The 12,547-nt window shown below is 48.5% G+C and carries 10 protein-coding genes and 1 pseudogene; 9 read left to right on the top strand and 2 right to left on the bottom strand.

Annotated features, from left to right (window positions below):
* The first annotated feature begins 46 nt into the window (after nucleotides 1-46).
* Complete coding sequence (sigE, locus tag DW720_RS06785; RefSeq protein ID WP_106999729.1) at nucleotides 47-805, top strand: RNA polymerase sporulation sigma factor SigE; 759 nt, start codon at nucleotides 47-49, stop codon at nucleotides 803-805.
* Here sigE and DW720_RS06790 read toward each other — a convergent pair.
* Nucleotides 759-1,826: an acyltransferase family protein gene (locus tag DW720_RS06790; RefSeq protein WP_118695708.1), complete on the bottom strand. Its 1,068-nt coding sequence runs from the start codon at nucleotides 1,824-1,826 to the stop codon at nucleotides 759-761. The genes sigE and DW720_RS06790 overlap by 47 nt on opposite strands.
* A 242-nt stretch (nucleotides 1,827-2,068) precedes the next feature.
* On the opposite strand from DW720_RS06790, the gene sigG reads away from it, so the two are divergent.
* Together sigG and DW720_RS06805 are read left to right on the top strand one after the other, a co-directional pair.
* Entirely contained in the window at nucleotides 2,069-2,845 is a 777-nt protein-coding gene (gene sigG / locus DW720_RS06795) for an RNA polymerase sporulation sigma factor SigG (protein ID WP_106999731.1), read from the top strand.
* A 451-nt stretch (nucleotides 2,846-3,296) separates the two neighbouring features.
* Nucleotides 3,297-4,085, top strand: a complete 789-nt coding sequence (locus DW720_RS06805) for an SseB family protein (protein WP_106999732.1) — start codon at nucleotides 3,297-3,299, stop codon at nucleotides 4,083-4,085.
* Nucleotides 4,086-4,204: 119 nt separating this feature from the next.
* Here the strand turns inward: DW720_RS06805 and DW720_RS06810 are convergent, their stop codons facing one another.
* Nucleotides 4,205-4,978: a type III pantothenate kinase gene (locus DW720_RS06810; RefSeq protein WP_106999733.1), complete on the bottom strand. Its 774-nt coding sequence runs from the start codon at nucleotides 4,976-4,978 to the stop codon at nucleotides 4,205-4,207.
* Between the two features lie 309 nt (nucleotides 4,979-5,287).
* Between DW720_RS06810 and DW720_RS06815 the strand changes: the two genes are divergently transcribed.
* The 6 genes and pseudogenes from DW720_RS06815 to DW720_RS06840 all read left to right on the top strand — a co-directional run.
* Entirely contained in the window at nucleotides 5,288-6,877 is a 1,590-nt protein-coding gene (locus tag DW720_RS06815; RefSeq protein WP_106999734.1) for a peptide chain release factor 3, read from the top strand.
* Nucleotides 6,878-7,120: 243 nt separating this feature from the next.
* Nucleotides 7,121-7,570, top strand: coding sequence for a GatB/YqeY domain-containing protein (locus DW720_RS06820; RefSeq protein WP_022360228.1), 450 nt, complete (start codon nucleotides 7,121-7,123; stop codon nucleotides 7,568-7,570).
* A 32-nt stretch (nucleotides 7,571-7,602) separates the two neighbouring features.
* On the top strand, nucleotides 7,603-9,006 hold the full coding sequence (gene pepV / locus DW720_RS06825; RefSeq protein ID WP_117795236.1) for a dipeptidase PepV: 1,404 nt from the start codon (nucleotides 7,603-7,605) through the stop codon (nucleotides 9,004-9,006).
* A 154-nt stretch (nucleotides 9,007-9,160) separates the two neighbouring features.
* A complete protein-coding gene (locus DW720_RS06830; RefSeq protein WP_118472906.1) occupies nucleotides 9,161-10,153 on the top strand; it encodes an FAD-binding protein in 993 nt (330 codons plus the stop codon).
* Nucleotides 10,154-10,510: 357 nt separating this feature from the next.
* Complete coding sequence (locus DW720_RS06835) at nucleotides 10,511-11,809, top strand: dicarboxylate/amino acid:cation symporter (RefSeq protein WP_118742497.1); 1,299 nt, start codon at nucleotides 10,511-10,513, stop codon at nucleotides 11,807-11,809.
* 250 nt (nucleotides 11,810-12,059) lie between these two features.
* Nucleotides 12,060-12,547: pseudogene (locus tag DW720_RS06840) on the top strand (leucyl aminopeptidase); the annotation flags it as partial.

The raw sequence follows: 12,547 nt of genomic DNA on the forward strand, positions 1-12,547 counted from the left end.
GCCGTTATGGTCTGAACCATAGCGAACAACATAAGGGGGAAAGCGTATGTTTATAAAAGTTTCAGTTCCAGGTCAGTTTCGTTTAAAAATGATGCCGTCGTTCCGGTCATTTCTGATGCACCGGGACGGGGAAGTTCATTATATCGGGGGAACCGATATCCTTCCGGCACCGTTTGACAGTGTGCGGGAGGCGGAGGTTTTAAGAAAATTTGGAACCAGTGAGGATAAAGAGGCGCGTTCGGCGCTGATCGAACACAACCTGCGCCTGGTGGTCTACATAGCAAGAAAGTTTGACAACACCAGCGTGGGCGTGGAAGATCTGATTTCGATCGGGACGATCGGTCTTATCAAGGCGATCAACACGTTTGACGTAGATAAAAATATTAAGCTGGCGACCTATGCATCCCGTTGTATTGAAAATGAGATTCTGATGTATCTCCGGAGAAATAATAAGACGAAGCTCGAGGTTTCGATCGATGAGCCGTTGAATGTGGACTGGGATGGAAATGAATTGCTTCTGTCGGATATTTTGGGAACGGATGAGGATATTATTTACCGGGATCTGGAGGATGAGACAGAGCGGAAACTGTTGAATGCGGCGATCGACCGCCTGAATCCGCGGGAACAGAAAATCGTGAAGCTGCGCTTTGGTCTGGGGAGAGAGCAGGAAGATGAAATGACCCAGAAGGAGGTTGCCGACCTTCTGGGTATCTCGCAGTCATACATATCGAGGCTGGAAAAGAAGATTATGAAACGCCTCAAGAAAGAAATTTCGCAGCAATGCGGTCTATACACCAGCCGATAAGTGCTGGAAGAAACAGACCGATCAGGATGTAAAACGGACCCATTTCATAGCGGAAGGAGACCGGAAAGTTGGAAAGCGTTTCCGGTATTTCCTTCAAAATGAAGCGGGCATAGGCAAAATCGATCAGCTTGAACAGCGTGAAATGAATCGCCATAATGTCAAAGGAATGGCGTCCTAAAAAGGCAAGGACCTTTGCCAGCGGTCTGATGCGCTCGGACAGGTCGGAGAGCGAAAGGACGAAGTAAATTCCAATGATGGAGATCGGATAAAATAAGACGCCCGGAATGTGCATGCTTGCCAGATCGATGAAAATGTGAAGCTTTGTGTTCGTCAGGTGCAGAAGCAGGGCGCTTATCAGGCAGCCGTACCAGACCGTATAGTGGCGGAAATTGGAGAAAAACTGCTGCATCAGCCAGGCGATGAGATAGACCGGAACAACGAGCAGCGCCGCCTGCAGATTGTAAGGGAGCGGGCAGCTTCTCATATTTAAGAAGACACCGGCAAGGCCAATCAGGATGCATGCAAATGCACATACAGGAAGCTTGACATTATCTTTCCGGGTGAAGCGGGCAGCTGCGCGTCCAAACCAGACGCATCCGGCAAAGAGTCCGGAGGACACCAGCCAGACCGGCAGAAACCAGAGGGCACCCTGAACCTGTTCCGGGGAGTTGAAGGAAAGACTGCTCATCCATGCCGTAAGCATCCTGGTATGGTTGTAAAGTTCCTGTCCCGCATAGAGCCCGTGCGTCACAAAAAAGTTGTGGAGCAGGACAAAAAACAGCGTGTAGAACATATACCTGGGCCATGCACCGGCGAGACGGGAGCCGAAGTAGAGAAACGGCGTATCCCCGTATTTCGTTTCATTATAAAAATAGCCCGTGATAAAGAAGAACAGCGCCAGGTGGAACAGATAGACGAACGCACCGGCGAAATATCCGGTATGCCCCAGCACGATCGCAATAATGCCCCATCCCTTTACGATATCCCAGTAGAGGGAACGGGCTTTTTTTTGTGTGTTCATGAATGGATCTCCTTGTGGTTGAATTCTATTTTCTATAAATAAGATTGATCGTAAAATCCCTGAAAATATATTTTACTATGGAACGGCAGAAAAGGCAAGAAATTGGAATGAGTGAAAACGGTTCACATTTGTCCGGGTATAAATGAGCTTTGAATTGTCCATTCTAATGTATAGGTGACAAAACAAAAATCAAAACGATTCAACCGTTTGCGTTGATCGTCCATCATACGGAGGGAATGGAAATGCCGGTCTATAAAGTGGAAATCTGCGGGGTCAATACATCCAAGCTGCCTCTTTTAAGTAATGAGGAGAAAGAAGAACTGTTTCGCCGGATTCTAAAGGGCGATCGGGAGGCAAGAGAACAGTATATCAAGGGGAATCTGCGGCTGGTGCTCAGTGTAATACAGCGCTTTTCGGGTAGCCGGGAAAATGTGGACGATCTGTTCCAGATTGGCTGTATCGGCCTCATCAAGGCGATTGATAATTTTGATATTACCCAGAATGTCCGTTTTTCGACGTATGCGGTTCCGATGATCCTGGGGGAGGTGAAACGGTATTTGAGGGATAACAATTCAATCCGGGTCAGCCGGTCGCTCCGCGATACGGCATACAAAGCGATCTATACCCGTGAAAATCTGCTGAAAAAGCAGTCAAAGGAGCCGACACTCTGCGAGATTGCCAAAGAATTGGGAGTCAGCAAAGAGGAGATTGCGTATGCGCTCGATGCTATCCAGAGCCCGGTCAGCCTGTACGAACCGGTCTATACGGACGGCGGCGATCCGCTCTACGTGATGGATCAGCTCAGTGACAAGAAAAATTCAGAGGAACATTGGGTCGAGGATCTGTCGCTGGGGGAGGCGATGCAGCGCCTGCCGGACCGGGAACGCCGCATTATTGATATGCGCTTTTTTGAGGGAAAGACCCAGACAGAGGTTGCCGAAGAAATCCATATTTCGCAGGCGCAGGTGTCACGGCTGGAGAAGAGTGCGTTAAAAAGCATGAAGCATTATTTGAGCTGAATGTTGATAGGGATTGTGTTATAGGGATTGTGTGAGATTCTTCTGATTGATTGTTTGGCGGCTCTGTGTTAAAATATAGGAGATATAGTCTGCAAAAAGAATCTGAAAATCAAGCAGATGACTGTTATCTGAACTGGGGTTGAGCGGAGTATTCCATCTGATATAGTGATAAAGGCAGCTTGGCGATGCGACACTCAGGCAGTCATGGACAGCAGACAGAGTAGAAAAGACAGGCGCAGGCGGATTGAGCCTCGCGCATGATAAAATGTACTCTCGGAGTCTTTTCTGCACTCGCTTTTGTGGCTGATTTTCCGCCAGCCGTACCCGAATTTCATCAACGTACGCACCGCGTACGCCTCAGAAATTTGGGCACAGCTGACAAAAAATCATCTCACAAAATCAAGCACAGAAAGATTCCGAGAGTACATTAAAAAGAGCCGGAGGAATTCAAATGGAGAAATTACGTAAGCTGATGAAAGAACATCAGGATAAAGCAGATAAAAAAGTGATGGGAGAGGTTCTGGAGCTGCTTCAGAGAGAGCCGGGACTGTTTGTTGTGACTGTCCATGCGACGAAAAACTTCTTCCTGGGTGCAGAGAACGGCAAGGCGGCTGCTTTCCTTTACACCAGCCGCGAGTATGCAGATGAGTTCGTGAAAGGGCTGGAGATGGTCGGTGTAGAGACGAAGGTACTGGAGATCCGCCCATTACAGCGTATTTCCTTTTTCAACGACCTCTACCGCAGCGGTTTTGAGGCAGTTGTGATCGACAAGGGACAGGAAAATCATATGTCCATGTCGCTGTTCAGCATCATCGAGAAACCAAAGGATACATCCGAGATCGTGATGAACCCGTCCCTGGTCCGTTCTGCAAATCAGTTCTATCAGGCACTGGTACAGCACCAGGCATTCCCACAGATGCAGGATCTGATGTGCAAAGAGCTTTACGGTGCGCGTCTGCTGGTTCCGGTTGCTGACCCGCAGAAGACGACGGCAGTACCGGTTCTGACCACCGGAAAGGGTGTACGCTATTACCCGGCATTTACGGATTTAGTAGAATTTGGCAAATTTGACCGTAAACATCAGTTTGGAGCAATGGAAGTCCGCTTCCGCGATCTGAAAAAATATCTGGATTACGTGAATGGAATCGTGGTAAATCCGTTTGGATTTGCACTCCGTCTGGACGGCGAGAAGCTGGATCGGATTGAGAAAGAGAATATGAAGCTGAAGGTTGTAAAATAAATGCTGCTGTGACCGTGACCGGTAATGAATAGATGTCAGCATAATAAACTGTGGTGAAAAGGCTGTCTCCCATCAGAATGTATCATATAGATGCATCTGCCGAGAGACAGCCTTTTTGATTATTCGGTTCTCCTGTTTTTTTCATATAAATGTAGTAATCCCTTCATTAACAGCGCCCCATCATACGTGATCGTATGCGAACAGAGCGGCAGGACAATCTTGGAGATGCCGCCGGTGGCGATGATGGAAGTTTTCTCTCCGAGTTCTTCCTCGATGCGATCCAGCATACCGTCGATCATCGCGGCATTGCCAAATATGACGCCGCTTCTCATGCAGTCTATGGTATTTTTGCCAATGACACGGCGCGGCGTATCGAGGCTGATGCGCGGCAGCTGGGCAGTGCTGGCGCTCATGCTGTCGAGGGAAACGCGAAGTCCCGGCAGGATCGCGCCGCCGACATAGCGTCCGTTTTTGTCGATGACAGACATGGTCGTAGCGGTTCCCATTTCGATGATGATGATTGGCGGTTCATGCTCTGCAAGGGCACCGACTGCGTTTACGATCATATCACTGCCGACGGATTTCGGGTTGTCCATCAGGATGTTTAAGCCGGTTTTCATGCCGGAACCGACCAGCATTGCGTTTAGTCCCGTTATTTTACGGATGGCGGCAAGAATCGTCCGGTTAAGCGGCGGAACGACCGAGGAGACGATCGCACCATCAAGCTGATCTGGGGCAATATGGTAAATTTCAAGAATACTTTTCAGCGCCACGGCATATTCCAGATTCGGTTTTCCGATGGTGGTCGTGATGCGTTCTACAAAATACGTTTTTTTTGCGTCGATCACGCCGATAATAATGTTGGTGTTTCCAACGTCGATAGCTAGAATCATAAAATAACTCCTTTATATCTCCTGCATCTCTACAATAATCAACATCTCTTATAAAAAGTTGATTGTATAGTTATCGCAACGGTTTCATATGTTCAACTGTTACTATTTATTATATATCCACGTTAATAGTATGATTATATGTTTTTTAAAGAAAAGGATCAAGAAGAAGATGAAAAATGTTTTTAAGATCTGTTACCGATCGCGCGTGAGTGAACCGTAACTTGGACTTGCGTATTCGTTTAAAATAATATAGAATAAATACGTTTAGACAAAGTTAAAGAATGGTAGTAAGTTTGGAGGAAGATTTTTTTGGAAAATATAGCGGAGCAGATCAAAAAACGGCGTACATTCGCCATTATTTCCCACCCGGATGCTGGTAAGACAACCCTGACGGAGAAGTTTCTTCTCTACGGAGGCGCGATCAACCTGGCTGGTACGGTCAAGGGAAGAAAAGCGGCCAAGCACGCGGTTTCTGACTGGATGGAGATAGAGAAGGAGAGAGGTATTTCGGTTACCTCTTCCGTATTACAGTTTAATTATGAGGGATTTTGCATCAATATCCTGGATACACCGGGACATCAGGATTTCTCGGAGGATACCTACCGTACTCTGATGGCAGCCGATTCGGCGGTCATGGTCATCGATGGTTCTAAGGGTGTCGAGGCGCAGACGATCAAGCTTTTCAAGGTTTGCGTTATGCGCCACATCCCGATTTTTACCTTTATCAACAAGATGGACCGCGAGGCGCGCGATCCGTTTGAGTTGATGGATGAGATCGAGAGCGTGCTCGGCATCCGTACCTGCCCGGTCAACTGGCCGATCGGCTGCGGTAAGAATTTTAAGGGCGTGTATGACCGTGCCACAAAGAAGATCACAACCTTCACAGCAGCAATGGGCGGACAGAAGGAGGTCGCATCTCAGGAGTTCTCGTTAGAGGGCGATGAGGTTAACTCCATCATCGGTCCAGACTACCATCGGCAGCTGATGGATGATATCGAGCTTCTGGACGGCGCATGCGATGAGCTGGATATGGAGCGTGTCAGCCGCGGAAATTTATCCCCGGTATTCTTTGGTTCGGCGCTGACAAACTTTGGTGTAGAGACATTCCTGGAGCATTTCCTGAAAATGACAACCTCGCCGCTGCCGAGAAATACGACAACCGGCATGGTGGATCCGTTCTCTCCGAATTTCAGCGCGTTTGTCTTCAAGATTCAGGCAAATATGAACAAGGCGCACCGCGACCGTATCGCATTTATGCGTATCTGTTCCGGCAAATTTGAGGCAGGCATGGAAGTAACGCATGTGCAGGGCGGACGCAAGATCCGTCTCTCCCAGCCACAGCAGATGATGGCGCAGGATCGAAAGATCGTCGAGGAGGCATATGCGGGCGATATCATCGGTGTATTCGATCCGGGTATTTTCTCGATCGGTGATACACTTTGTACAGGTGAAAAGGTAGAATTTGAAGGCATTCCTACGTTCGCACCGGAACATTTTGCACGCGTGCGCCAGATGGACACGATGAAGCGCAAGCAGTTCATCAAGGGCATCAGCCAGATCGCCCAGGAAGGTGCGATCCAGATCTTCCAGGAGTTCAACACAGGTATGGAAGAGATCATCGTCGGCGTAGTCGGCGTCCTCCAGTTCGAGGTACTGACCTACCGTCTGGAAAATGAGTACAATGTAGAAGTCAAGCTGGAAAAACTTCCATACGAGTACATCCGCTGGGTAGAAAACGCTGACGAGATCGACGTAGCTAAGATCCAGGGAACTTCGGATATGAAGCGGATCAAAGACCTCAAAGACAATCCACTGCTTCTGTTTGTCAACAGCTGGAGTGTGGGAATGGTGGAAGAGCGGAATCCGAAGCTTAAGTTAAGCGAGTTTGGGCGTAACTAAAGCCATGCAGCGGAAAGCACCGTTTCAGCGAATGGAAAATTTATTTTTCAGGCGCTGAAAGGGGGATTTCTGCTATACGGCGCAGCCGGACAGAGGTGTGAAACCGCAGGTTTTGCACCCCTGGGCATGGTAAAACAAGAGAGAGTCCCTATTGCACCCCTGGGCATGGTGAAACAAGAGAGAGTCCCCATCGTCCCATCTGGGCATGGCGAGACCATAAAAAAAGAAAAGGAGACATTTCATATGAGCAGAGTAGATGTAGTACGTGCAGCCATGGTAGAAGCCATGAAAGCAAAGGACAAAGCAAGAAAAGATTCCTTATCCATGCTGTTATCCGCACTGAAAAATGCGGAGATCGACAAGCGTTCTCCGCTGACTGAGGAAGAGGCGGACGCAGTTGTAAAGAAAGAGATCAAGCAGACGAAGGAGACTCTGGAACTGGCTCCGGCAGATCGTGCGGATATCCGCGAGGAGGCACAGGCACGTCTGGCAGTTTATCAGGAATTTGCACCGGAGGATCTGACCGAAGAGCAGATCGCAGAGGTGATCAAAAGTGTTCTGGCAGAGCTTGGCATTGAAAATCCGGCACCGTCTGACAAGGGAAAAATCATGAAAACCCTGATGCCGAAGGTAAAGGGCAAGGCAGACGGAAAGGTAGTGAACCAGGTACTGGCTGGAATTCTGTCCAAATAATAACCAAAGGAAAAGAACGAGGCGGAAGATTTATGTATAAAAAGAAAATCGAGCAGTATATCGAGGCGCACAAGCAGGAGATGTTAGATGACATATGCGCGCTGTGCAGCATCAACAGCGAGCGTTCGGCATACCAGGAGGGCGATCCGTTCGGCGAAGGTCCGAGCCGCGCACTGGCACAGGCACTCAAAATGGCGGAAGAGTATGGATTTTCCATCAACAATTACGATAATTATGTAGGAACCGCCGATTTAAACGACGGTGAGCACCAGCTAGATATTCTGGCACACCTGGATGTTGTCCCGGCAGGCGAGGGCTGGACTGTGACACAGCCGTTTGAACCGATTGTAAAAGACGGAAAGTTGTACGGACGCGGCACGGCGGATGACAAGGGACCGGCGGTAGCAGCTCTGTATGCGATGCGTGCGGTCAAAGAACTGGGAATCCCGGTGACAAAAAATGTCCGCCTGATTCTGGGAACGGATGAGGAGTGCGGCAGCAGCGATATTGAACATTATTATAAAGTGGAGAAGGAAGCGCCGATGACATTTTCCCCGGATGCTTCGTTCCCGGTTATCAATATCGAAAAAGGACGTTTCCCGGGGCATGTGACAGCTTCTTTTGAGGTATCGACGGAGAATGCGCGGATCCTGTCCATCGAGGCTGGCATCAAGATCAATGTTGTTCCGGGCAAGGCGCATGCGACAATTACAGGACTGACCGAGGAAGAGGTACGTCCGATGGCAGAGGGCGTGACGAAGGAGACTGGCGTACAGTTTGAGCTTCAGGCAGAGGAAGATGTGATCGTGATCACCGCAGTCGGTGAGGGCGCACACGCCTCGACACCAGAGGAAGGCAAAAATGCGCTGGCATCCCTGCTTCTGCTTCTGGATCGCCTGCCATTTGCATCCTGCGGACAGACGAAGCTGATTCACAGCCTGACTGAGTGCTTCCCGTGGAATGATACCGAGGGAAAGGCGCTTGGCGTGGCGATGCAGGCAGAAGGATCCGGAGCGCTGTCTCTGGCATTCACGATGCTTACGATGACGGAGACACGGATGGAAGCGTACTTTGACGGACGTTTCCCGATCGGCGGCAATGATGACAACCTGTTGAAACCGGTGGAGGCAAAACTTGCGTCCCACGGCATGAAGTTGGAGTCCCCGCAGCTGCGAGAGCCGCATTTTGTAGATGGCAATTCCGAGTTTGTCAGAACACTTCTGAATGCTTATGAGCTTTATACCGGCAACAAGGGCGAGTGCAACTACACCGGCGGCGGCACATATGTGCATGACCTGAAAAACGGCGTTGCATTTGGCGCGTCGATGCCGGGCGTGGACAACCGTATGCATGGGGCGGATGAATTTGCCTATGTGAGTGATCTGGTGGCAAGCGCGAAGATTTTTGCACAGGTGATTGCGGATTTGTGTAAGTAACAGAAAATTTCGTTTTTTCCGCCGTAAGAATTAAAGAAACCTTAATTGATTCGCCGCAGGTTCTATGTTAGACTGAAATCCACAACCGAGAGGTACTGTGCATGTTTGAAGACAGCTGCAGGAACTCCGGCGAGAGGGAAAGGAGAGAACGATTATGAAAAAATCATTCCATACAGTTAAAAAGGCAGGGATTCTGACGGCGGCAGCGGTTCTGGGAACAGCGGCACTGGCGGGATGCGGCAGTAAGGCAGATACAACAGAGAGTGCAGCGGCAAGCGAGGAAGCAACCGAAGCGACCGGAGAGGCAGAAGCATCGGATGCACAGCTTGTCATCGCAGGTGGAGACAGCGCCGGACTGATCGCGGCGGTTCAGGCGGCAGCCGAGGGCATGGATCCGTCGAAGATCCTGATTCTGGCACCGGGCGAAGAGCTGGCGGCAGATATGACGGAGATGGCACCGTATGTCAATGCAGCCGATACGGATGAGCAGTTCCAGGCGAATCTTACGGATGATTTTGAGATTTATCTGTCCGATATTATGACGGCAGGAAATAATACGAACAATTCGGATATGGCGGCATATGTATCGGAGAACAGCGAAGAGGCGAAAGACTGGCTTGCCGACACACTGGGAATGGAGTATGGCGATCTGGCACAGGAGGCAGGTTCCTCGGTGGCCCGCAGTTTCCCGGCAAAAGAGGGAAATCTGAACGAGCTTGCACAGGAAGCGCTGCTTAAAAAAGTCGAAGAGCTGAAGATTCCGGTTGAATATAAGGCAGAATTAAAGAGCGTCGCTTACGATGAAGAAGGTGCGCTTGACCGCATCACTGTGACGGTGGACGGCAAGGATCAGGAGATTGACTGCCTGGCACTGGTAGCGACCGATGTCTCCCTGATTCCGGTTTTTGAGGAATCTCAGGTATATGAGGCAGATGGAAAGGCAGCTGCCTTGGTTGTCAGCAACAATGCGGAACAGCTAAACAAAGATAGCGGCGAGCTGATCAATGGTCTTTATGCAGCAGGTCCGATCCTGTCAGCGGCAGTAGACGGTGAAGGTGTGCTCTCCGGCAATGAGCTGACCGAGGCGGTTGTGTTTGGTTCGACTGCAGGAACAGAAGCAGCGGTTTATGTTTCGGATAACCAGTAAAAGCTAAGCTGGTTCATATGTAATGCCATTTCTAAAAAATCAGATGATGCAGACGAAATAAAATAGAAACCTTTAAGAAGAAGGTTCAAGCAAGAAGCGGGTAAAAGCGAAAAAACTTTTACCCGCTTTTAGTATTTTACAGAAAACAGTACGGAATTGATTTGCAAAAATAAAATTGTTTTTATTATGGAGACAATACCTAAAAAGTAAGTCAGAACTAACTCTGTATCACTGAATTATTATAACTTATTCGCAATTCGATATATTTGTTTATAATAATCTGGCTTTTTGATACTATGTAGTCAAACCTCATGAGGAACACGAGAAATAAAAAACCATTACATAAGGGGGTATCACATGGTGGAGAAAACTAAAAATGGGGCGGAGAAAAAAGAAACTCCGTTGTACGTGAAAATATTCATTGCATTGTTTGCAGGTATCGCGTTTGGTTACGTCTTAAATTTTATGGGCGGCGTGGAGAATGAGATCATTAACGGATATGTCCTTCCGTTCTTCCAGTTCATCGGAGATTTGTTTATCAAGTTGATCAAGATGATTGTCGTCCCGCTGGTGTTCTTCTGTATCATCGACGCGGCACTTTCGCTGGGCGATATCAAGAAACTTCGAAGCATCGGCGTTAAAACCATCATCTGGTTTTTAGCAACTGGCGGTATTTCAGCAACCATCGGTCTGATACTTGCCAATATCATCAAACCGGGACGTGGCTTGCAGCTGGGAACGGCAGAGACAGCAATGGAGGTGAAAGAACTTCCGGGTATCTACCAGACACTGCTCGACTTAATTCCGTCCAACCCATTTCAGGCACTGACAAGCGGCGAGATGATGCAGATTATCGTCTTTTCCCTGTTTCTTGGATTTGCCATCATCAGCATTGGCAAGGAAGCACAGCAGTTATGTGACATCATCAGCCTTTGTTCACGGACGATGTTTAAGGTTATCGACATGATTCTTGGAATCATCCCTTACGGCGTATTCAGTTTGATGACTGTAGCACTTGCAAAATATGGCGTTGCCATCTTCGGACCGGTTCTGAAATTCATCTTAACTGATTATCTTGCCTGCATTATCATGAGTACTGTTGGATACAGCATTTTCCTTATCGTGATTGGAAAGGTAAATCCGATGAAGTTCTGGCGCAAAGCGTTTGAACCTTGGATGATCGCATTTAGTACCTGTACTTCTTCAGCAGCTCTTCCGGTATCAATGGAAGTAGCACCGAAGAAGATGGGCGTTCCGAGAGATATTGCGAGTTTCGTACTTCCACTTGGATGTACCGCTCAGATGAACGGAACGTGTGCATACTTTGGTATCGTTGTTCTCTTTGCCGCACAGCTGTACGGCGTAGAGTTAAGTATTCAGCAGCAGATTATGCTGGTTGTACAGGCAACCTTCTTAAGCGTTGGCTGTGCAGCAACTCCGCAGATTGGTCTGGTTATCAGCTTAACCCTGATGACGCAGATGGGACTTCCGCTGGATGCATACGCACTGGTAGCTGGAATCTATCGTATCATCGACCAGATTCACACATCTACTAACTCTGTAGGTGACCTGGTAGCATCTGTCTGCATTTCTCAGATGGAGGGCGAACTGGATCACGAGATTTTCAATCAGGGAGAAGCCAAAAAGGCAGCTTGAGTTTTAGAAAGAGACATCCCGGATTCGTATGAAATGTGAAATATATCTGGGCAGTAGTTATGTATGGAACCCGGAAAGCGGGGAAACGACAAATTTGTGCAGAACGTGAATCAAAGATGGAATATGGAACACCCGGTTCTGAAAAGTCCACGTTTTCCGGATAAAAAGGAAAAAAACAGAAATAATTCCCACTTGCAAAGGTGCAAAAATTTAAGGAAACCAGACAAAACAAGAAAAGGAGATTAAAACTATGAGTGATAACAGAATTATCGAATGTATGGAACGTGCACAGTATCTTCTTGGCAACCTGATGGCTGTTAAACCGGGCGAGGAAGTTTTGATTGTCGTTGACCCTCAAACCGACGAGAGAATGACCCAGGCGATGGCAGCAGCCGCTTTAAACTGCGGCGCTGAGTACGGCGTATACATGATGCCGATTCGTGGAAAAGACAAAGCAACCATTTTCCCGAAGTCACTAGAGCTTGGCATGGATGCCTGCGATGTATTTGTCGGCATGACCACCGCATCCGGTGCAGCTATCTACAATAACCACCTGAAAGAGCTCATCAACCAGAAGAAACTTCGCGAGGTTTCCATCTGCTTAAGAAGCATCGATAACTTCACAAGAGGCGGCGCACTGGCAGATTATGAAGCAGTTTACGCAGACGGCGAGAAGCTGCAGGCAATCTGGAGAGGTCATAAGATGGCTCACATCACCACACCGGCTGGTACCGACCT

Origin of the sequence: Clostridium sp. AM27-28 (genome assembly GCF_003480955.1) — a bacterium.
GTDB lineage: Bacteria > Bacillota > Clostridia > Lachnospirales > Lachnospiraceae > Otoolea > Otoolea fessa.